Annotated in this window: 25 protein-coding genes; 18 read left to right on the top strand and 7 right to left on the bottom strand. The window is 63.3% G+C overall.

Translation table 11 applies throughout. The features are described from left to right. Window position 1 precedes the first annotated feature (1 nt). The 4 genes from NTA49_RS13015 to NTA49_RS13000 form a co-directional block, all read right to left on the bottom strand. A complete protein-coding gene (locus tag NTA49_RS13015; RefSeq protein WP_258295224.1) occupies window positions 2-466 on the bottom strand; it encodes a rhodanese-like domain-containing protein in 465 nt (154 codons plus the stop codon). Between the two features lie 34 nt (window positions 467-500). Continuing rightward, entirely contained in the window at window positions 501-1,028 is a 528-nt protein-coding gene (locus NTA49_RS13010) for a YHS domain-containing (seleno)protein (RefSeq protein WP_258295223.1), read from the bottom strand. Between the two features lie 173 nt (window positions 1,029-1,201). Continuing rightward, entirely contained in the window at window positions 1,202-1,993 is a 792-nt protein-coding gene (locus NTA49_RS13005) for an SseB family protein (RefSeq protein WP_258295222.1), read from the bottom strand. Further along, the gene (locus NTA49_RS13000; protein ID WP_261368300.1) at window positions 1,990-2,571 is read right to left on the bottom strand and encodes a uracil-DNA glycosylase family protein; all 582 of its coding nucleotides are present in this window, start codon (window positions 2,569-2,571) and stop codon (window positions 1,990-1,992) included. Before NTA49_RS13000 ends, NTA49_RS13005 begins: the two co-directional genes overlap by 4 nt. 111 nt (window positions 2,572-2,682) lie before the next feature. On the opposite strand from NTA49_RS13000, the gene NTA49_RS12995 reads away from it, so the two are divergent. From NTA49_RS12995 to kdsA, 5 genes are all read left to right on the top strand, one after another. Further along, a complete protein-coding gene (locus tag NTA49_RS12995) occupies window positions 2,683-3,042 on the top strand; it encodes an ArsR/SmtB family transcription factor (RefSeq protein ID WP_258295220.1) in 360 nt (119 codons plus the stop codon). A 330-nt stretch (window positions 3,043-3,372) separates the two neighbouring features. Then, window positions 3,373-4,302: a cation diffusion facilitator family transporter gene (locus NTA49_RS12990; protein WP_258295219.1), complete on the top strand. Its 930-nt coding sequence runs from the start codon at window positions 3,373-3,375 to the stop codon at window positions 4,300-4,302. A gap of 259 nt (window positions 4,303-4,561) precedes the next feature. Next, window positions 4,562-5,221 (top strand): ABC transporter ATP-binding protein, encoded by a 660-nt coding sequence (locus NTA49_RS12985; RefSeq protein ID WP_258295218.1) that lies wholly within the window; start codon window positions 4,562-4,564, stop codon window positions 5,219-5,221. Next, complete coding sequence (locus NTA49_RS12980; RefSeq protein ID WP_261368299.1) at window positions 5,199-7,001, top strand: capsule biosynthesis protein; 1,803 nt, start codon at window positions 5,199-5,201, stop codon at window positions 6,999-7,001. The genes NTA49_RS12985 and NTA49_RS12980 overlap by 23 nt, the downstream gene beginning before the upstream one ends. Further along, on the top strand, window positions 6,998-7,831 hold the full coding sequence (kdsA, locus tag NTA49_RS12975; RefSeq protein ID WP_258295216.1) for a 3-deoxy-8-phosphooctulonate synthase: 834 nt from the start codon (window positions 6,998-7,000) through the stop codon (window positions 7,829-7,831). Before NTA49_RS12980 ends, kdsA begins: the two co-directional genes overlap by 4 nt. A 111-nt stretch (window positions 7,832-7,942) precedes the next feature. Here the strand turns inward: kdsA and NTA49_RS12970 are convergent, their stop codons facing one another. After that, window positions 7,943-9,889: an AsmA family protein gene (locus NTA49_RS12970; protein WP_258295215.1), complete on the bottom strand. Its 1,947-nt coding sequence runs from the start codon at window positions 9,887-9,889 to the stop codon at window positions 7,943-7,945. A 105-nt stretch (window positions 9,890-9,994) separates the two neighbouring features. Here NTA49_RS12970 and rimO point away from each other — a divergent pair, with 105 nt between their 5' ends. The 4 genes from rimO to trhA all read left to right on the top strand — a co-directional run bounded on the left by rimO (window position 9,995) and on the right by trhA (window position 12,969). Next, entirely contained in the window at window positions 9,995-11,368 is a 1,374-nt protein-coding gene (rimO, locus tag NTA49_RS12965; RefSeq protein ID WP_261368298.1) for a 30S ribosomal protein S12 methylthiotransferase RimO, read from the top strand. A 94-nt stretch (window positions 11,369-11,462) separates the two neighbouring features. Continuing rightward, on the top strand, window positions 11,463-11,825 hold the full coding sequence (locus NTA49_RS12960) for a hypothetical protein (protein ID WP_258295214.1): 363 nt from the start codon (window positions 11,463-11,465) through the stop codon (window positions 11,823-11,825). Window positions 11,826-11,881: 56 nt separating this feature from the next. After that, complete coding sequence (locus NTA49_RS12955; RefSeq protein ID WP_258295213.1) at window positions 11,882-12,280, top strand: thiol-disulfide oxidoreductase DCC family protein; 399 nt, start codon at window positions 11,882-11,884, stop codon at window positions 12,278-12,280. 62 nt (window positions 12,281-12,342) lie between these two features. Then, a complete protein-coding gene (gene trhA, locus NTA49_RS12950; RefSeq protein WP_258295212.1) occupies window positions 12,343-12,969 on the top strand; it encodes a PAQR family membrane homeostasis protein TrhA in 627 nt (208 codons plus the stop codon). Here trhA and NTA49_RS12945 read toward each other — a convergent pair. Together NTA49_RS12945 and NTA49_RS12940 are read right to left on the bottom strand one after the other, a co-directional pair. Beyond that, a complete protein-coding gene (locus NTA49_RS12945) occupies window positions 12,966-13,316 on the bottom strand; it encodes a YigZ family protein (RefSeq protein ID WP_258295211.1) in 351 nt (116 codons plus the stop codon). The genes trhA and NTA49_RS12945 overlap by 4 nt on opposite strands. Window positions 13,317-13,359: 43 nt before the next feature. Further along, window positions 13,360-14,091: a M48 family metallopeptidase gene (locus NTA49_RS12940; protein ID WP_258295210.1), complete on the bottom strand. Its 732-nt coding sequence runs from the start codon at window positions 14,089-14,091 to the stop codon at window positions 13,360-13,362. A gap of 168 nt (window positions 14,092-14,259) precedes the next feature. On the opposite strand from NTA49_RS12940, the gene NTA49_RS12935 reads away from it, so the two are divergent. The 9 genes from NTA49_RS12935 to NTA49_RS12895 all read left to right on the top strand — a co-directional run bounded on the left by NTA49_RS12935 (window position 14,260) and on the right by NTA49_RS12895 (window position 21,097). After that, complete coding sequence (locus tag NTA49_RS12935) at window positions 14,260-14,511, top strand: hypothetical protein (protein ID WP_258295209.1); 252 nt, start codon at window positions 14,260-14,262, stop codon at window positions 14,509-14,511. A gap of 70 nt (window positions 14,512-14,581) precedes the next feature. Further along, complete coding sequence (locus tag NTA49_RS12930; RefSeq protein WP_258295208.1) at window positions 14,582-15,451, top strand: branched-chain amino acid aminotransferase; 870 nt, start codon at window positions 14,582-14,584, stop codon at window positions 15,449-15,451. Further along, window positions 15,448-16,047: a 2-hydroxychromene-2-carboxylate isomerase gene (locus NTA49_RS12925; protein WP_258295207.1), complete on the top strand. Its 600-nt coding sequence runs from the start codon at window positions 15,448-15,450 to the stop codon at window positions 16,045-16,047. Before NTA49_RS12930 ends, NTA49_RS12925 begins: the two co-directional genes overlap by 4 nt. Window positions 16,048-16,104: 57 nt before the next feature. Further along, entirely contained in the window at window positions 16,105-16,560 is a 456-nt protein-coding gene (locus tag NTA49_RS12920) for a universal stress protein (protein ID WP_258295206.1), read from the top strand. 97 nt (window positions 16,561-16,657) lie between these two features. Then, window positions 16,658-17,221 (top strand): NifU family protein, encoded by a 564-nt coding sequence (locus NTA49_RS12915; protein WP_258295205.1) that lies wholly within the window; start codon window positions 16,658-16,660, stop codon window positions 17,219-17,221. Between the two features lie 79 nt (window positions 17,222-17,300). Further along, the gene (tsaB, locus tag NTA49_RS12910) at window positions 17,301-17,885 is read left to right on the top strand and encodes a tRNA (adenosine(37)-N6)-threonylcarbamoyltransferase complex dimerization subunit type 1 TsaB (RefSeq protein WP_258295204.1); all 585 of its coding nucleotides are present in this window, start codon (window positions 17,301-17,303) and stop codon (window positions 17,883-17,885) included. Then, window positions 17,882-18,292: a GNAT family N-acetyltransferase gene (locus NTA49_RS12905; RefSeq protein WP_258295203.1), complete on the top strand. Its 411-nt coding sequence runs from the start codon at window positions 17,882-17,884 to the stop codon at window positions 18,290-18,292. The genes tsaB and NTA49_RS12905 overlap by 4 nt, the downstream gene beginning before the upstream one ends. 194 nt (window positions 18,293-18,486) lie before the next feature. After that, a complete protein-coding gene (locus NTA49_RS12900; RefSeq protein WP_258295202.1) occupies window positions 18,487-19,482 on the top strand; it encodes a BMP family lipoprotein in 996 nt (331 codons plus the stop codon). A 76-nt stretch (window positions 19,483-19,558) separates the two neighbouring features. After that, window positions 19,559-21,097, top strand: coding sequence for an ABC transporter ATP-binding protein (locus tag NTA49_RS12895; RefSeq protein ID WP_258295201.1), 1,539 nt, complete (start codon window positions 19,559-19,561; stop codon window positions 21,095-21,097). Window positions 21,098-21,132: the final 35 nt, after the last annotated feature.

Here is a 21,132-nt window from a genome sequence, read left to right as displayed (position 1 = left end):
CTCACACGCGCGCCAGGGGCAAGCCACGTTTGATCCACCCCGGCCCGGCACCCGAGCCAAGAATCCCTTCGGGCACGTCGGTCACCGGGGCCAGCCCTGCGGCCTGCATCTGCCGCGTGACAAAGCGCGACCGCACCCCACGTGCACAGATCACCGCCACGGGCAGCCCTCGTGCCTGCGCCAGCGAGCGGAGTGCCGCCATGAAATCCACATTGCGCATGTCCAGCGGATGCGCACCCTGCCCGATCCCGGTCAGCGCCCATTCGTCGGGGCGGCGGATGTCTATCAACAGCAGCGTGCCATCCTGCACACCCGCGTGGGCCTGCAGCGGCGTCAGCGTGCCGGTGCCGTTCTGCGCGGCGACGTTATACCAGCGCCCACCGTAGACCGCACCGCCGGTCAGCGCTGCGGCAGCGCCAAGGCCGATGATGCGGCGGCGCGACCAGAGGGAAGTGGTATGTGCCATCTCTGCGGACCTTTGCGCGCCCGATGCTGTGCGTCTAGTTCTTTTCCGGCGCGGGCGACGTGAACTTGGGGATACGCGAAGAGGATGCCGGTTTGGGGTCAAGCGACACCCAGTTCGCCTCGCTCGAGGTCAGATTGCCGGAAATGTCTTCCTCCCAGAAGCCCACCACGTCCGTCGTGATGTTGAGGTACAGCTTGCCGTCCACGATGCGCCACAGGTTCGGATTGCCCGGCACCTTGCCGCCCTTGGCCACGCCGTAGGCGCAGTGCCCGTCGTATTGCGGCGCAAAGGCTGCAGGGTCGGTCAGGAACCGCGCGCGGTTCTCTGCACTGGCAAAGGCGAAGGTCGCACCGTTATAGTCGGCGGTGATGTCCGCGCGTCCCGCGACCGCTGCGAGCTGGTCGGTGCCCACGGGGTTCTGAGCAAGGTCGAAATAGGCGACGACGTCATGGCCAGACGCGGCATAGCCCGTGCCATCGACATATTGCGGACCGGCGAGGCCAGATGTAGCAAGTATGATTGCGGCTGCAGTGGCCGGGAACATCAGGCTGAAGCGGGACATGGCGGTTCCTTTGCTTGGGGCGGGATCGCCCCTTGCGCAGGGGCAGTGACCCAACCAAGCCACAGAACGCCGTGCAAAGCATCCCGCCAAACGCGGATGTGAAGGGCCACGCCGGATTTCGTGAGCGGCGGGCCGGTTTATTACCGTCTTGAACGCAACCGCGCCGTGCCCGATTATTTCAGGATCGGCGGCTTGGCCGGGTCCGACCCCGGAGCGGGGCGGGTACGCTCTGACAGATCCTCGGGCTGGGGCAGATCAAACCGCAGACCGACCCGCGCCAGTCTTTCGGCCATCGGATCATCGGCGCGGAAAAACGCCACATCCATCGCGCCCGCTTCGATGCCAGAGAATGTGAGCGCCTCGGAGGTGACTTGGGCCAAAGCGGTTTCGGCATGGGGCACCGCGCCGACAAAGCCCAGCATGTGCCCCGATCCGCCGCCCGCATAGGTCACGCCGACCAGACAGGCATAACGCGCAAGCCCCGTGGCGCTGGCGAGCTTCTCGTCGATAGCCTCGATCAGGCTGTCGGGCAGGCCCCGTGGTGCCGTCAGGCTTTCGATCTTGGCCTCGACGTCCTTCGGCGCGTTGCCGAGCGTGCTGTCGAGCCACGCCATCGCGTCCGCAGGCAACAGGATCGCCGAAGGGGCAACATCCAGATTCAGCCCCAGGCCCAGCCCATTGGCCGCCAGCAATCCCGCCGTGACGCGACCCGAAAGCGCGGCATAAGGGGCGGCGGGGCCTGCGAAACCGGCCAGACGTTCCTCGCGGTCGAAGGCAAGCACGTATTGCGTGCCCTCCGCCTCGAAGAGTTGCGGGGTGATCTTGTCACCTTCTGCCTCGCCTTCCAGCAGAACGAAAAGCTCGGCTGCGGCGAGACGTTCATAAAACCGCATGCGCGGCTTGTCGTCGTCCGGCGCTGCGGTCATTGCCGCGTGGGCGGCGTCTATGGGGGTGTGTTCTGTCATGTCAGCGCCTTTTGGACCGCTTTGCGCAGCTCTGGCAAGAGGTCGGTTTCAAACCACGGATTTTTGCGCAGCCAGCCGGTGTTGCGCCACGACGGGTGCGGCAACGGAAAGACTGCAGGCGCGTGGGTGCGCCAGCCTGCGACGGTATCGGTGACCGAAGCGCGCGTGTTCAGATGCCATTTCTGCGCATAGCCGCCGATCAGCAGGGTCAGCGGCACGGGGCCAATGTGCGCCATCGCCGCATCACGCCAGGTCTGGTGGCAGATCGCGGGCGGCGGCAGGTCTGCGCCCTTGGCGCTGTAGCCCGGAAAGCAGAAGGCCATCGGCAGGACAGCGATGCGGGACATATCGTAGAAGGTCGCGCGGTCAATGCCCATCCAGTCGCGCAAGCGGTCGCCGGAAGGGTCGTCGAAGGGTTTGCCCGAGGCATGGACCCGCGCGCCCGGCGCCTGCCCGGCCACCATGATCCGCGCATCGGCACCGAACCAGACCACGGGGCGCGGGCTGTGCCCGGTTGCGGTGCTGGCGAAACGCTGGGTGCAGATCGTGCATTTGGGGATGTCGTCAGTCACGGCCATAGGGTTGGTATAGGTGACACATCTGCGCAGGCAAGCCGGTCGTCGGGGTTATTTCGAATTTATTCGAAATGAGGCTTGGCAAAGCGATGTCGTTTCGATAGTTCTAGAAACATGAAAATAGATTCGCATATCCCCGTCCTGACCGATGATCTGGACCTGACCCTTGCCGCCAGCAGCTTTGCGGCACTTGGGTCCGAACAAAGGCTGTGCGTGCTGCGCGCGCTTGTGCGGGCCGGACCCGAGGGGCTGACCATCGGCACCTTGGGCGCACGTGCGGGCGTGACCGGCAGCACGCTGACCCATCACGTCAAGATCCTGGCGCAGGCCGGGCTGGTCACGCAGTCGCGTCAGGGCCGGTCGATCATCTGCGCCGCCGTCGCCTATGAGCAGGTGCGGCATCTTTCGGAATTTCTGTTGAACGCCTGCTGCGCGGTCAGCGCATCGGCTTGCAAGGACCATGACCATGGCTGATCTTTCCCAAACCTCGCCGTCTGCCTCCCCTGCCCCCCGGACTCCGCGCCGCTGGCTGAGACATCTGCGCAGCGCCCCGAGTGCATCCCTGATCCCGCTGCTTTTGGTGGCAATCCTCGATACGCCGCAATTCGGACCCACGGTGCGTTTCCTTGGCTGACGCTGGCCCATTTGATCGCGGGCTTTGCGATCCTCGGCCCGATGCTGGCCGATGTGGCCTGACAGGCAGCAGCCTTCTCCTCATCATCGCAACCACTCATGAAACCTCAAGGCGCGCGCCCGCGTTGCCATCTGGGATGCTCTACCAGACCAATCCAGCAGGAATGACTGATGCCACATGATCACAGCCATGCACAGGGCAGCGGCGGGCACCACCACCACATCGACCCCGACGCAGGCGATGCGCGGGTCGCAGGGGCGATCGCGGTCAACCTGCTGCTGACGCTGGCGCAGATCATCGGGGGCATCGTTGCGGGCAGCCTGTCGCTGATCGCCGACGCGCTGCACAATCTGTCTGACGCAATCGCGCTGATCATCGCCTTTGGTGCACGCAAGATCGCGCGTAGACCGGCAGATGCACGGATGACCTTCGGCTATGACCGGATCGAGGTGGTCGCTGCGCTGATCAACTACACAACACTGATCATCATCGGTCTCTATCTGGTCTATGAGGCGATCCTGAGGTTTTTCGAACCCGCAGCAGTCGCGGGATGGGTCATCGTGGCGGTGGCTGGATTTGCGCTGCTGGTCGATCTGATCACCGCAGCGCTGGTCTGGCGGATGCAGGCGGGCAGCATGAACATGCGCGCGGCCTTCCTGCACAATGTGGCGGACGCGCTGGGATCGGTCGCGGTGATCGTTGCGGGGACGGTGATCCTGCTCTTTGGCTGGAACTGGGTCGATCCGCTGGTGACGCTGTTGATCGCGGGGTATATCCTGTGGCAATCTTGGAGCGAGATGCCGGGGGTCATCCGCGTTCTGATGCTGGGCAGCCCTCCGGGACTGGACACGCACGCAGTTGTTGATGCCATCGAAGAGACGCCGGGCGTGGCATCGGCGCACCATGTGCACCTATGGATGATGGGCGAAAACGAACCGGCGCTGGACGCGCATCTGGTGCTGGAAGACGTCGCGCCCCCCGATGCAACAAGAGCGGCGGTACGCGATGTGCTGGCGACGTTTGACATCGGACACAGCACTCTGGAAGTCGAAACACCGCAGAGCGCATGCGCCGACAGCGTCAGGATCGGTCACGCCTGAGGGGGCTTTGCGTCAGGGTTCGGGCATCAAATGCAGTCGGCTCGGGTCCGCGCTTTGAATTCCCGATGCGCACAGGCGCCTGCTCTTGCCCGTTCAAGTAAAAGGGACAATACACGCATTGCGTATAGTTTTGTTATCCAACACGACATAATATGGCCAAAATCTATGGTTAAACCGTGTGCAACCCTCTGATAATGAGGGACGGGCGTGCCCAGATATGGGATGTCCTCCAACCGGAGCCACGTGACCGGAGCAGGCGATGCTTGAGTTTGAAAATGTCAGCAAGTCCTTTTGGACAGGCAGTCACCGCAAGGTGATCCTCGACCGTGTGTCGTTTCGCGTCGATCTGGGGCATTCGCTGGGCATTCTCGCACCGAACGGCACCGGCAAGACCACGTTGATCAACATGATGGCCGGACTGGAAAAACCCGACGAGGGCGAAATCCGCCGAGGTTGCAACATCTCGTTCCCGCTGGGCTTCATGGGCGGCGTCGTGCCCAAGGTCTCGGCGATGGAAAACGCGCGCTATATCGCGCGGCTCTATGGGCTGGACCCTGATTATGTCGAAAGCTTTTGCCGCTGGCTGTGTGGCCTGGGCGAATATTTCGATCAACCGCTGGGGACATATTCGTCCGGCATGCGCGGACGGTTTTCGTTTGCGCTGATGCTGGCACTGGACTTTGACATCTATCTGATCGACGAAGGCATGCCGGGGTCCACCGACGTCGAGTTCAACCGCAAGGCGGGCCAGATCCTGCAGGAACGCCTGCGCACCACCACGATCGTGATCGTCTCGCACCAGGCGCAGACACTTGAAAAGTTCGCCCGTTCCGCCGCCGTACTGCTGGATGGGCAATTGTATATGTTCGATACGCTGGAAGAGGCGAAAAGGCTTTATGACTACCAAACCCAAGGCTAGAAAGTTTCGCATCAAGCGGACGACGCCGCATTTGAGTGGCACATCCGACGGCATGCCGATGGCAGCAAATGCAGCCCCGCGCCCCGAACGCGACAGCTCGGCGCACCCCGAGCGCGACAGCTCAGCTCAGCACCCAGGGCGCGAGGCAAGCGACGCCGCACGCCCCACGCCCGGCAGATCCCTGACGCCCACGCCAAATCCCACATCCCCAGCGGAACGCCAGGTGCCGCAGCGGCCTGCCCCGCCCGCGCCGAGCGAACAGTCGCAGTCCCGACAGGGCGAAGTGTCCTCTGCCCGCGAAGTCGCGAGCGAGAACGACATGGACGCAATCCGCCAGGAAGGCCTGACCGGCCGCCAGTTGCGCATGGCGCGGCGCGTGGCGCAGAAACACGGGCTTGCGCCCACCTCTGATTTCGACGCCGTGCGCCTGCTGCGCGCCAAGGGCATCGACCCGTTCGAGCGGTCGAACATGCTGGAATTGGTGGTGCCCAGCGAAAGCAACCGCCAGCCCGGAGAGCCTGACGGGTTCGAGAACCTGCCCGCACGCACCGACCAGAACCGCCATCAGCTGCCGCAGACCGTGCCCGTGGGGCGCGGCACCCTGCCCTCGACCGACCTCAGCCCTGCTGACCAGCGGATGCGCGAAATCTCGCAGATCCAGCGCGATATCGGCAAGCGTCGGCGCAAGAAACTGGGGCTGCTGCTGGTGCGGCTGGCGTTCTTCGTGGCTTTGCCGACCTTTCTGGCCGGCTGGTACTTCTATCAGATCGCCACACCGATGTACGCGACCAAGGCCGACTTTCTGATCATCCAGAACGAAGGCAGCGGCGGCGCGGGCCCGCTTGGCGGCCTGCTGCCCACGCAATTCGCCACCAATTCGGACGCGATCGCGACCCAAGGCTATCTGCAATCCAAGGACGCGATGTTGCGGCTGGACGACGATCTGGGCTTCAAGGCGCATTTCACCCAGGACTGGATCGACCCGATCCAGCGCCTGAACACCGACCCGACCAACGAAGAAGCCTACAAGACCTACCGCAAGAACGTGAAGATCGGTTATGATCCGACCGAGGGCATGATCCGCCTGGAGGTCGTCGCGGCCGAGCCGGAAGTGTCGGCGGAATTTGCCCGGCGTCTGATCAGCTATGCCGAACAGCGCGTCAACAACCTGAGCCAGCAAAAGCGCGAAGACCAGATGAAGGACGCGCGTCAAGGGTTCGAGAAGGCCGAAACGGAACGCCGCGCGGCCCAGGAGGCGCTGGTCAAGCTGCAGGTCGAAAGCAGCACGCTGGACCCGCAGGCGGTGATCGCTGCCGTGCGTGCCCAGATCACCAACTATGAAACCCTGCTGCTGGAAAAAGAGCTGGAACTGGCCGCGCTGCTGGACAACGCACGGCCCAACCGTGCCAAGGTCGACGGGGTCGAAGGTGACATCCGCCGCCTGAACGACCAGCTGGAAAAGCTGAACCAGCGGATGAACGATGCCTCCGAAGGGGAAAACTCGCTGGCGCAGATGGCGGTGAACCTGCAACTGGCCCAGGCCGACCTTGCCAGCCGCGACATGATGCTGCAGTCGGCCCTGCAACAAATGGAGCAAAGCCGGGTCGAAGCCTCGCGCCAGGTGCGCTATCTGACCGTCGCGGTGCAGCCTGTCGCAAGCCAGGAGGCCAGCTATCCGCGCAAGTTCGAGAACACGATCTTGGCTTTCCTGATTTTCGCAGGCATCTACCTGATGATCTCGCTCACCGCATCCATCCTACGTGAACAGGTAACCTCATGACCCATGTAAAAGTCGCCGATCTGACCATCGGCAACGATCTCCCGCTGACCCTGATCGCAGGCCCCTGCCAGTTGGAAAGCGTCGATCACGCGCAGATGATCGCGGGCCGGATGAAGGAAGCCTGCGATGCGGCAGGCGCGCAATTCGTGTTCAAGGCCTCCTACGACAAGGCCAACCGCACCTCGCTCTCGGGCAAGCGCGGCATGGGTATCGACGCAGGGCTGAAAGCGCTGCAATCCGTGGGCAAGGCCATCGGCGTGCCGGTGCTGACTGACGTGCATTCCGAAAGCCAATGCGCCATTGCCGCCGAGGTGGCCGACATCCTGCAGATCCCCGCGTTCCTCTGCCGCCAGACCGACATGCTGCTGGCCGCAGGCAACACCGGTGCCGCAATCAACGTCAAAAAAGGGCAGTTTTTGGCCCCTTGGGAAATGCCCAACATCGTGACCAAGATCGAAAGCACCGGCAACAGGCGCATCCTGCTGACCGAACGCGGCACGACCTTTGGCTATAACGCGCTGGTCGCGGACATGCGCAGCCTGCCGCAGATGGCACAGACCGGGTATCCAGTGGTGATGGACGCGACCCATTCGGTGCAACAGCCGGGCGGTCAGGGCGGATCAAGCGGTGGACAGCGCGAGTTCGCCCCCGTGATGGCGCGCGCGGCTGTGGCTTTGGGTGTGGGTGCCGTGTTCATCGAAACCCACGACGATCCCGACAATGCGCCCAGCGACGGACCAAACATGATCTACCTGAACGACATGCCCCGGCTGATCGACGTGCTGATGCAGCTGGACGTGGTGGCCAAGGCCAATCCGGTCGTGCTCTAGTCTTTTTCTTTTGGCTGGAAAATATCCCCGCCGGAGGCATTAAATCTTTTCTGGCGCTCCAGAAGAGTTTTGAGCCTCCGGCGGGGATATTTGTGGCCAAAAGAAACAGGTTCAGTCGAAAATCTTCATCAGCTCCTTGGCAAGCTTCTCTTTCGCCTTGTCCTTGGCCGCGTCTTCCAGGCTTTGCCCTTGCTGCGCGGTCACGCCCAGTTTTTCCTCGACGGCCGCTTTCAGCCTGGCGTCGGCGGCGTCTTTCAGTTCTTCCTTCTTTTCGCCCAAGTTCAGGTCAATCGCGGCCTCGATGTCGGGGATGATCCGCAGGTCCGACCATGGGCCGGTGATGCGCACCGGGATCGCGATGCCATTGCCTTCGTTGGCGTTCAGGGCGATGGGTGTGAATGTATAGTCGATGTCCTGCTGGCCCAGTCCGACGCGACCCTGGCCGCGTGCGCGGTAGCTCGCGAGGCTCAGAAGAAGATCATCATTGCGCAGGTTGCCCGCTGTCATGTCGAAGGTCGCGCCAAGGCTGTCGAAGACAGTCGTGCCGCTGCCCGTCGCACCCGAGCGCATCAGCCTGTCGAGGTCAATGCCTTGGATGGTACCCTTGCCGATGGCGATGGCACCCGAGCCTGACAGCGCGTTCATGATCGCATCAACCGAATTGCCCGAGGAGAGAAAGTTCAGCTCCGCATTGCCGTCGCCGGTCAGGCGCGTCAGGCCCAGCGCATCGGTCAGAAGCGGCTGCATGGCGATGGACGTGGCAAAGAGCTTGCCGCCCACCGAGAGGCCGTTCCGGTTGTTCATCACGAATTGCCCGGTGATCTTGCCCTCGTAGGCGTCGACCTCGCGGAGATCGAAGACCGCGCGGGAGTTGTCGTTGGTCAGCAAGGCGCGGGTGGCCCCAAGCTGAAAAGTACCCAGATCCACCGATGTGGCGGTCAGCGCGATCTGACCGTTGAAGGCGGCGAGCCCCGAAGCGTCGATGGTCTCCTTCGGCCAGCCTGCCGTGGTGGTTCCGGACGCGGCGGCGCCTGCGGGGCTGGCGTCGCCGGTACCGGTCACCCCGGTCAGGTCCAGCGCGCCTGCGTTCAGTTGCGCGTTCACGGTCGGCGTGCCGTTCAGCGCGATGTCGGCGGCCCCCGTCAGCCTGTTGCCGCCCAGTTCGGCGACGAGGTCGCGCATCGACAGGCGGCGATCCTTGGTCAGGGTGATATCAGAGGTAAGGTCGATGCTGCGCCCAAGCCCCTGGGGCAGATCCACACCGCCCGCGCCCAGCGCCTGCAGAAAAGCTCCGGTGTCAGGCAGATCGAGCGTCAGCTTGCCCGCGACTTCGCCCGCCGTGCCGGCGCGCCCGTCGATGGACGCAGAGCCGCCTCCCGCGCTGAGCGTGGCAGTGATCGGTTGCACCTGCCCGCCGAGGAACCCGGCGAATGACCCGATGGTCGCGTTGACGTTCACCGCCGTTCCGGCAGGGCGCAGGGTCGCGCGGATGTCGGCGGTACCCAGACGCTCTGGCCAGTCCAGCGCCAGATCGACCCCTTCGTAGCGCACCAGATCCGCCCCTTCGGCGTCGTAGATCAGCGTGGCGTCGGTGATGTTCATCCTTTGGATGGAAAACGGGCGCGGTGCCTCGTTTGGTGTCACCTGCGTCTCGATCGTGGCCGCACCTGAGGCATCGGTGAACTGCCAGCTGGCGCGCCCGTCCTGTCGCTGTTCCAGCCGGATGGTGGGGCTGGTGGCCGCGATGTTGGTGATGCGGATCTCACCCGACAGCAGCGCCGCCGCATCCACGCCGATGGCGGCGTTTTGCGCGGTCAGCATCGGCCCCTGTTCGGACCATGTGGCATTGCCGATCTCGATGCTGCCAACGGATGCCCCCAGCACCGGCCAGATCGACAGCGACACATCCCCCGAAATCGTCACATCGCGCCCCGTGGCCACGCGCAACTGGTCGGCTGCAATACGCGCGATCCGGTCGGCGGGCAGGAAAAACAGCGACACGCCGATCACCAGCACGACTACAACGACCAATCCGATCAGACGCGCGATCCATTTCATGCCAAACATCCCCTTGCTACACTCACGCTATTGCTACGCGCCTTGCCGCCCATTCTCAATGATGAACCCTTTTCGCCGCGCCCGCCTTGCACTAAAGGAGCGATCATGAGCACAAACCCACCCAATCTGCGCCCCGACATTGCCCCTGCCGCCCGCATGGACGGCAAGACACGCCCCGGCCAGCCGTCCATCGGCATGGTCAGTCTGGGCTGTCCCAAGGCCCTGGTCGATTCCGAGCGCATCCTGACGCGGCTGCGCGCCGAAGGGTATGGCATCTCGCCCGACTATTCCGGTGCCGATGCGGTGATCGTGAACACCTGCGGATTTCTCGACAGTGCCAAGGCCGAAAGTCTTGAGGCCATCGGCGAGGCTTTGTCTGAAAACGGGCGGGTGATCGTGACAGGATGTCTGGGCGCGGACCCGCAGTATATAACTGGCGCGCACCCCAAGGTTCTGGCCGTGACCGGCCCGCATCAATACGAACAGGTGCTGGACGCGGTGCATGCCGCCGTGCCGCCCTCGCCCGATCCCTTTGTCGATCTGCTGCCCGCGCGCAGCGTCAGCCTGACGCCGCGCCACTTCAGCTATCTCAAGATTTCCGAGGGCTGCAATCACAAGTGCAAGTTCTGCATCATTCCCGACATGCGCGGCCGTCTGGCCAGCCGTCCGCACAAGGCGGTCCTGCGCGAGGCTGAAAAGCTGGTCGAGGCAGGCGTGCAGGAACTGCTGGTGATTTCGCAGGACACCTCCGCCTATGGCACTGACTGGGACCGCGAGGTGCGGCGCGGGCTGACCGAGCAGCCGATCACCACTCTGGCCCGTGATCTTGGCAGCTTGGGGGCCTGGGTGCGGTTGCATTACGTCTATCCCTATCCGCATGTGCGCGAGATGATCCCGCTGATGGCGGATGGTCTGGTGTTGCCCTATCTGGACGTGCCGTTCCAGCACGCGCACCCCGACACGCTGAAACGCATGGCGCGTCCTGCCGCGGCCGAAGCGACGTTGGACCGCATCGCGGAATGGCGCGATATCTGCCCCGAGATTGTGCTGCGCTCGACCTTTATCGTCGGATATCCCGGCGAGACCGAGGCCGAGTTCCAGACCCTGCTGGACTGGATGGACGAGGCGCAGTTGGACCGTGTGGGCTGTTTTCAATATGAAAACGTTGCTGGCGCGCGCTCGAACGCGCTGCCCGACCATGTGCCCGCCGAGGTCAAGCAAGACCGCTGGGACCGCTTCATGGAAAAGGCGCAGGCGATTTCCGAGGCCAAGCTGGAGGCCAAGGTCGGCACCCGCATCGACGTGATCGTGGACGAGGTCGACGCAGATGCCGCCACCTGCCGCACCAAGGCCGACGCGCCCGAGATCGACGGCAACCTGTTCATCGACGAAGGGTTCGAAGGGCTGACGCCCGGCCAGATCGTGACCGTCGAAGTGGACGAGGCCGGCGAATACGACCTATGGGGGCGGCTGGTCTGATCGCAGCCATGTGAAGGGGGCAAATTCGCGCCGCTCTTGAAAATGTTCCGCCTTTGTTCTATGTTGTTCTCAACAGGAACAAAGGAACGCCGTCATGGCCCATGCATCTGTTTACGAACCCGCCCTGCCCGGACTGTTTGTTCCGGTTCAACCCGATCTGCCATTGGAAACGCCCGAGGCGGCAACCGAAAAGCAGGTTGCCTATGCGATGGCGATTGCCAAGCGGAGGGGCGAAGAACTGCCGCAAGCCACCTTGCGCGACCGCCGGGCGTTGTCGGCGTGGATCGATGCGCACAAGGTCAAGCCTATCGAGGGCAAATTCAGCAACTATCCGTCGGGCAAGCAGGTCGCCTTTGCCGAGCGGATCGCCCGGATCAAACGGCAGGACGTGCCGCGCGAGTGCTTCAAGGACAAGCAGTTGATGTCGCGCTGGATCGACGGAAACAAGCCGCGCTGACCCCTGTGCGGCTTTGACGCCTGTTCCAGCCGGTGGTTGCGCCTTATCTTTCGGGCATGGATCAGACCGAGATCACCAATGACGACACCAGTGTTCTGTACAATGCAGAATGTCCCGTCTGCCGTGCCGAGATCGACCATTACGCTGCTTACAGCCGCGACCACGATCTTCCTATCCGCTTCGACGATCTTAACAGCAGTGCGCTGGAAGCTTGGGGCATAAGCGCTGACGAGGCCGCAAAGCGGCTGCACGTGCGAAAGGGCGATCAGGTCTATTCCGGCATCCCCGCATTTATCCTGCTTTGGCAGGACATGCCGCGCTATCGCTGGCTGGCGCGGGTGGTGTCGTGGCCACTGGTACGGCCCGTGGCGGTTGCGCTCTATGACTACGTGCTGGCCCCGATCCTCTATCGTTGGCACTTGGCGCGGGTGCGCAGGGCAAAGAAGCTTTCGTGACGTCAACAGGATTTTTACAAAACTTGTCTAGCCTGAGGGCCGGAACAGGTTAATTTGGCGTCATGGCTTATCCACGGTCCCTTTCAGAAACGCTTGCCGACGGGTCGGTGCATGTCATCGGGCTGACGGGTTCGGTTATCGGTGCCGCGATCCTGCTGGGCCATGTCGCGAGCGACGCGCCCGCCGCGACCGTTGCATCGGTCAGTGTCTATCTGGCGGTGCTGGTCTTTGGCTTTGCCGCATCGGCTGCCTATCACCTGCTGCCTTGGGACCGGCCACGCCCGATGTTGGCGCGGGTGGACCATGCGGCGATCTATCTGAAAATCGCAGGAACTTATACGCCGCTGGTTTTTGTGCTGGGGTCGGTCACGGGGTACATCGTGCTGGGCTTTGTCTGGCTGGTGGCCTTGGGCGGAGCGATTGCGAAACTGTCTTTCTGGGCCACCGACGGGCGCGGATCGCTGGCGTTGTACCTGGCGCTGGGATGGGCCAGCGTGCTGCTGATCTGGCCGATGTGGTCCAGTTTGAGCGGCCCTGCCATGGCCTTGGTCGCGGCGGGCGGCCTGACCTATTCCGCCGGCGCTGTCTTCTTCGCGATGCAGGAATTCCGGTTCCAGATGGCGCTGTGGCATGTCTTCGTGCTGGTCGCCTCGACCTGCTTTTTCGCCGCTATCGCGCTCAGCGTCTAGAGCGCGTCGAGATAGGCGCGCACGCAGGTCTGCACGTGGCGAAAACGGTCGCCGCCCAGATGTTTGCCGCCGTACCAACGTGTTACGACTATCAGATGATCGCTCAGGTCTTCACGTTCCAGCATCCGGATAATCACCATTCCCGCCCCCGCCTCGCCATCGTCGCCTTTGGCCGGGCCCGCATCCGACAGGATTGCGGCCCATGTGTTGTGGGTGGCCTTGGCATAAGACTTGTCGCGCTTGAGCTCTTTGAGGGCGGCGTCGATGTCATCGCGGCTGCTGACTGGCACGCCTGACACCGCGTATTTCGACCCGCGATCCGTCACGATATGCCCCAAAAGCCGCATCAGGCAGCATCCCCCTTTGTCAGCCCGGTGCTGCCTCAGTCGCTTACAAACCAGCCACAGTGCGGCGCACGACGTCCAGACGCGATGCGTTGGGCGGATGGGTCCCTAGGAAGCGGTTGCCGGGATCGGGGATGCGGGTAAAGAACTCGGCCCCGCGCAGGGGGTCATATCCCGCGCGGTGGGTGATGATCGTGCCCAGCGCATCTGCCTCAAGCTCGAATTCCTTGGAATATGTGCGTGACCCGACCTGCTCGCCCAGACGTTGCGCCGATTCTACCGCACCCGCATCACCGCCAGTCAACGTGGCCAGACCCGCAAAGATCACGGCACCGGCCACCGCATTTTGACGCTGGCGCGCGATATGTCCCGCAATATGGTGCGCCGCCTCGTGGCCCATAACAAAGGCGATTTCGTCGGCGTTGTAGGCATCCTGGATCAACTTCAGCGTGAACACGATCACCGGGCGGTTGCTTTTGTCCAGCGTCTGATAGGCGTTGGCAGGCTGGTTCGCACGATCATCGACGACGATGCGAAAATCGCAGTTCACGCTCTGCGTGGTTCGGTTGCGACACTCGCGCTCGGCCACGGGTTCCAACTGTTGCAGAACCTGCACGAAGGCACGCTCGGCCTGGTCCGAGGTGCGCAATTGATCGGTGGCCACAGAGCGCGAGGTTTGTCCCGCAGTCTGCGGAACCGGGGTCGGCATCGTCGTGGTCACGTCGCAGGCCGCCAATGCCACGATAGGCACCAGAACCTGAACCAGTCTCTTGAACATAGATTTTATTCCCTTGGCTTGGGCGGCTCGATGCGCCACCCGCGTTGGGAGCCAACTTAGCATGTCCGCCGCCTGCTTCCAGCCCCGAACCCGCCTGGTCACGAGGCTCTGATCGCCGGGGGGCGGATGACCGCTTGCATGTCCTGCCTGCGCGGGTAGGCTTGGGCCATGTTTACCATTGAGCATGAATTCGACTCGACCGTGATCACCCTGGTGGATGATGGCGGCGCGCCATTGCAGGAAGACGTGATCGTCAACAGTTTCACCGAATGCGTGACGGTCGAACAATACGATCCGCGCACCGACCGGGTGATGAAGATCACGCTGAGCCATGCGCAGGTGCGCGACATGTCGGCGGCACTGGACCTGCCCGAAGGCGTCTATGCGATCCGCGAGAAAGACGACCGCAGCGCGACGTAACGCGCGTCTTTGACGCTGGACCCTCCGCACGATCCTGATAACGTCCTGCCTAATTCAGGGAGGGCGAAAGATGGCCGTTGGCACGGAAATCAGAACATATTTCGAAGGCAATTGGCACGAGGGCGACGTTGCCGTGATGAAGGCCGCGGACCACGGCTCGTGGTTGGGCAGCACCGTGTTCGACGGGGCGCGCTATTTTGACGGATACGCGCCGGATCTGGCCGCGCATTGCGCCCGCGTGAACCGTTCGGCCAACGCGCTGATGATCACGCCGACCGTCAGCACCGACGACATGGTCGCCGCCGTGCTTGAGGGGCTGAAGGCTTACGACCCCGCCGAGCCTGTTTACATTCGCCCGATGTACTGGGCCATCGACGGCGATGCGTCGGGGATCGTACCGCAGCCCGAGGGCACCGGCTTTGCGATATCGCTGGAAAAGATTCCGATGGCCGCACCCGAGGCATCGACCACGCTGACGCGCACGCAATTCCGCCGTCCGGTGCTGGAGGACGCAGTGGTCAACGCCAAGGCCGGGTGCCTCTATCCCAACAATGCGCGGATGCTGGTCGAGGCGCGGTCCAAGGGCTTTGGCAACGCGCTGGTCGCCGATGCTCTGGGCAATGTGGCCGAGACGGCAACCGCCAACGTCTTCATGGTCCGCGACGGCGAGGTGTTCACACCCGTCCCGAACGGCACCTTCCTGTCCGGCATCACGCGGGCGCGTCACATCAGCAACTTGCGCGCTGACGGCGTCGCCGTCCACGAGGCAGTGCTGGGGTTCGACGATTTCCACGACGCCGACGAGGTGTTCCTGAGCGGCAACATGATGAAGGTCACGCCCGTCACCGCATTCGACGACACGCAGTACCAGATCGGCCCGATCACACGGCGCGCGCGGCAGCTTTATTGGGACTGGGCCGCGTCGGAGACGGCACGATGAGCAAACCACTGGAATTCTGGTTCGAGTTTGCGAGCACCTACAGCTATCCCGCCGCGATGCAGGTCGAGGCCGCCTGCGCCGCGCATGGCGTCCCGCTGATCTGGCGGCCGTTCCTGCTTGGCCCGGTGTTTGGTGCGCAGGGCATGACGGATTCGCCGTTCAACATGTTCCCGGTCAAGGGAGCCTATATGTGGCGCGACATGGCCCGCATCTGCGCCGCCTCCGATTTGCCGTTCCACAAGCCCACCACTTTTCCACGCGGCAGCATGCTGGCGGCACGGATCTGTGCGGCAAATGCAAATGCCGAGTGGATCGGGGATTTCATCCGCGCCGTCTATTCCGCCAATTTCGCCGAAGATCTGGACGTCGGCGCACCCGAGGTGATCGGCCCAGTGCTGGAGGCCCTTGGCCAGGACGCAGGCAGCATCATCGATAACGCCGCCACGCCCGAGTCCAAGCAGGCCCTGCGCGACCTGACCGAAGACGCCATCGCGCGTGGCATCTTCGGCGCGCCCAGTTTTACCGTCGGGGAGGAACTCTATTGGGGGCATGACCGCATGGAAATGGCGCTGAAACATGCGGCTGCCGGTGATTGATCGAGATTGCGCGGCGCCTTGCCTTGGGCCATGCTGCAAGGTGAAACGGAGAACCTAATGCGCAAATTTATGGTCGTGCTGGATGACAGCCGAGAATGCCTGAACGCAATGCGCTTTGCCGCGATGCGCGCGGCCAAGACCGGTGGTGGTGTCACCGTGCTGTCCGTGATCCCGCCGGATGAGTTCAATCACTGGATCGGCGTCGGGGACATCATGCGCGAGGAGGCCCGCGAGCGGATCGAGGCGCATTTCGAAGTCTTTGCCAAGTGGATGCGCGACAAGCAGGGCGTCAATCCTGAACTGGTGATCCGCAACGGCAATGCCGCCGATGAGATTGTCGCACAGATCACCGATGACCCGGAGATTGGAGTTCTGGTGCTGGGTGCCGGCGCCGACAACAAGGGCCCCGGTCCGCTGGTTACGCAACTGTCTCGCAATGCCGCGTCCCTGCCCATTCCGATCACCATTGTTCCGGGCGATCTGAGCAAGGAAAAGCTGGAAGCGATCACCTGACGCATAGCTGCTGCCACAGTTTAGAATGGTTCCAAACCTTGACTTGCGGCCCGTTGATCCGCATATCAGGAACAACAGCCCACGAGGAGCGCTTGCCATGTTCATTCAAACCGAATCGACGCCGAACCCGGCGACACTGAAGTTTCTGCCCGGCCAGACCGTTCTGGACATGGGCACAGCCGACTTTCCCACCGCCGACGCCGCCGCGAAATCGCCGCTGGCCCAGCGGATCTATTCCGTGTCCGGCGTGACCGGCGTGTTCTTCGGGACCGACTTTGTCACCGTGACCAAGGACGACGCGACCGAATGGGACCACATGAAGCCCGGCGTTCTGGGCGCGATCATGGAGCATTTCCAGTCGGGTGATGCCGTCATGGACGAGGGCCACGCGCCCGCCTCGGGCCATGCCGAACACACCGGCGAAGACGGTGCCATCGTCGGCCAGATCAAGGAATTGCTCGACAGCCGCGTGCGCCCCGCTGTGGCACAGGACGGTGGCGACATCACGTTCCACGGTTTTGACCGTGGCGTCGTCTACCTGCACATGCAGGGCGCCTGCGCCGGGTGCCCCTCGTCCACGCTGACGCTGAAGATGGGCATCGAGAACCTGCTGCGCCATTACATCCCCGAAGTCACCGAAGTCCGCCCCGTCGCGGTCTGACCCCGGTGAGCGGCATCTCAAGTCCCGATGGGCGCTGCAATTGCGGCGCCCTGATCGTTTCTGCGCTGCGCGGTGACGCATGACCACGGTATTGGGTTTTGACACCTCTGGCCCTTGGTGTGCCGCAGCCCTGTGGTCGGACGACACGGTGATTGAAGCAGTCGCCGAAGAAATGACGCGCGGACAGGCCGAACACCTGATGGGTCTGCTTCAAGAAATTCTGGCGCGCCACGGTCTGGGGTGGCGCGACCTTGACGCATTGGGAGTGGGCGTAGGTCCCGGCAATTTCACCGGCATCCGCATCGGCGTTTCCGCCGCGCGGGGGCTGGCGCTGGGGTTGGATGTGCCGGCTTACGGCATAACCGGCTTCGAGCAGCGCGAGGGCCTGCAAGCGGCCCCGGTCTATGTTCCGGCCCCGCGCGATTCGGTCTATGTGCAGCGCGCCGATGGCCCCGCACTGGTGACCCGCGCAGCACTTGCCGCAGATGGCGTAACCCTCGCCCCTGACCCAGCGCCCGCAGAACTCGCTGCAGCCATCGCGACCCGTGCCGCCAAGCTCTACCCGCAAGTGGCACCTGCCCCCGCGCCCTGCTATCTGCGCCCCGCAGACGCAGCCCCCGGTCGCGATGTGCCGCCCGTGATCCTGCCCGCAAACGCCCCATGACCCCGCAAAACATGGCGCAAATCCACGCCGCCGCCTTTACCGATGCGCGGGCCTGGTCCGCTGCGGAATTTGCCAGCCTTCTCGACAGCCCATATGTCTTTGCCAGCCACGCGTCCCAAGGGTTTGCTCTTGTCCGCGTCGTGGCAGGCGAAGCCGAACTGCTGACAATCGCAGTCCACCCCGACCATCAGGGACAGGGCACCGGGCGTGCACTCATGGCCGACTGGATGGCGCGCGCCACCCACACCGCCGGGGAGGCATTCCTCGAAGTTGCCGCTGACAACGCCCCCGCCTGCGCGCTTTACGCCGCTTGCGGATTTGTGATCGCGGGCCGTCGCGCCGGATATTATCAGCGGTCGAGCGCACAGGCGGTGGACGCATGGCTTATGCGTGCGCCTCTTGGCTGACCTCACCCAAGGTCAGCCATGCGAATCCCGCCCCGGCCATGGAAAAACCGGTTGACCCCGCCCGAGCGGTGCGGCCTTATTTGCATCTGATCAATCTGATCTGCCTGTCATGCACACAGAAATGCACGGGCGTCGGGCCCCGCAGCCCCAACCACGGGACGCAGGCTCCAAACACGAAAACTGGGAGATACCAAATGACCCTAATGCAAAAATTTCTGGGCGCCGCTGCCGGGCTGGCCCTCACTGCCGGCGCCGCCATTGCCGAACCGGCACTGATCTACGATCTGGGCGGAAAGTTCGACAAGTCCTTCAACGAAGCCGCCTTTGCCGGCGCGCAGCGCTGGTCCGAAGAAACCGGCGGCACCTTCCGCGAAATCGAGATGCAGTCCGAAGCACAGCGTGAACAGGCCCTGCGCCGTTTCGCAGAGTCGGGTGCAAACCCGGTCATCACCACCGGTTTTGCCTTCTCCAGCGCGCTGGAAGTCGTGGCACCCGATTACCCCGACACCACATTCGTCACCATTGACGGCTGGGTCGATGCGCCCAACGTCAAGGTTATCGGCTTTACCGAGCACGAAGGCTCGTATCTGGTCGGCATGATGGCGGCACAGGCATCGGAAACCGGCACCGTCGGCTTCATCGGTGGCATGGACATCCCGCTGATCCGCAAATTCGCCTGCGGCTATGCCCAGGGCGTCAAGGCCGTGAACCCCGATGCGACCATCATCGCCAACATGACCGGCACCACGCCTGCGGCCTGGAACGACCCGGTCAAGGGGTCGGAGCTGACCAAGGCGCAGATCAGCCAGGGCGCTGACGTTGTCTATGCCGCAGCTGGCGGCACCGGTGTCGGCGTTCTGCAAACTGCCGCGGACGAAGGTATCCTGTCGATCGGCGTGGACAGCAACCAGAACCACCTGCACCCCGGCAAGGTCCTGACCTCGATGCTCAAACGGGTTGATGTCGCGGTCTACGAATCAATGACCGCAGGCGAAGATCTGGAAGGCGGCGTCGAAGTCCTCAACCTGGCCAACGGCGGCGTCGGCTATGCGATGGACGAGAACAACGCAGAGCTGGTGACCGAGCAGATGCAGACCGAAGTTGACGCGGCTGCAGCCTCGATCGCTGCAGGCGACATCGTCGTGCACGACTATGCCTCGGACGACAGCTGCCCTGCGCTTACGTTCTGATCTGACACTCTGACCACCAAGGGCCGCGCCACTCACACTGGCGCGGCCTTTTCGCAAGACAAAGGGTTTGCCCGCCATGACCGCAACGACCGTTGCCCCCGCAATCGAGCTCAAAGGTATATCCAAAGCCTTTGGCCCCGTTCAGGCGAACAAGGATATCTCGATCCGGGTGATGCCCGGCACGATCCACGGGATCATTGGCGAGAACGGCGCAGGCAAATCGACCCTGATGAGCATCCTCTACGGCTTCTACAAGGCCGACGCGGGCGAGGTTTTCATCAGCGGCACCAAGACGGAAATTCCCGACAGCCAGGCCGCGATTTCGGCGGGCATCGGCATGGTGTTCCAGCACTTCAAGCTGGTCGAGAACTTCACCGTGCTGGAAAACATCATTCTGGGCGCGGAAGACGGCTGGTCGCTGACCACCTCGCTGGGCAAGGCCCGCAAGGAACTGGTGGCACTCGAGCAGGAATACGGGTTGAACGTCGATCCCGACGCCGTGATCGAAGATCTGGGCGTGGGCATGCAGCAGCGCGTCGAAATCCTCAAGGCGCTCTACCGCCAGGCCGATATCCTGATCCTGGACGAGCCCACAGGCGTGCTGACCCCCGCCGAGGCGGACCAGCTGTTTCGCATCCTGGGACGTCTGCGCGAAGAGGGCAAGACGATCATCCTGATCACCCACAAGCTGCGCGAGATCATGGAGATCACCGACACCGTCAGCGTCATGCGGCGCGGCGAGATGACCGCCACGGTCAAGACCGCAGAGACCTCGCCCGAGCAACTGGCCGAGCTGATGGTCGGCCGCAAGGTTCTGCTGAGCGTCAACAAGGCCCCTGCGACGCCGGGCAAGGTGGTGCTGGACATCAAGAACCTGCACGTCACCGACGAGGCTGGCGTCGAACGGCTCAAGGGTATTGACCTGCAGGTACGCGCGGGCGAGATTCTGGGCATCGCGGGCGTGGCGGGCAACGGCCAGTCCGAACTGCTGGAACTGCTGGGCGGCTATGCCCGTGGCACCGGCACGGTCACGCTGAACGGCACCGCCATCGACCTCAGCGGCAAATATGCCGACGGCAAGTCGCGCCGCGCGAAAGGCATCGCACACGTGCCCGAAGACCGCCAGCGCGAGGGGCTGATCATGGATTTCCACGCCTGGGAAAACACTGCCTTCGGCTACCATCACGATCCGTCCTATCAATCAGGGCTTCTGATGAACAACGCCGCGATCCGCGAAGACACCGAGGCCAAGATGAAGCGTTTCGACGTGCGCCCGCCAGATCCAAAACTGGCAGCCAAGAACTTCTCCGGCGGCAACCAGCAAAAGATTGTCCTCGCCCGCGAGATCGAGCGCAACCCGGACCTGCTTCTGGTCGGCCAGCCCACCCGCGGCGTCGACATCGGTGCCATCGAGTTCATCCACCAGCAGATCGTCGCCCTGCGCGATCAGGGCAAGGCGATCCTGCTGGTCTCGGTCGAGCTTGAAGAGATCTTTTCACTCTCGGACCGCATCGCGGTCATGTTCGACGGACACATCATGGGCGAACGCTTGCCCGGCCAGACCGATGAAAAGGAACTGGGGATGCTGATGGCAGGAATGGAGGCCACGCAATGACCACGCTTTCTTTTGGCCTCAAATATCCCGGGGGA

This window comes from Pseudosulfitobacter koreensis (assembly GCF_024733015.1).
Taxonomy (GTDB): Bacteria; Pseudomonadota; Alphaproteobacteria; order Rhodobacterales; family Rhodobacteraceae; genus Pseudosulfitobacter; species Pseudosulfitobacter koreensis.
Note: the sequence above shows the minus strand (reverse complement) of the source record. Positions and strands in the feature narration are given on the sequence as shown.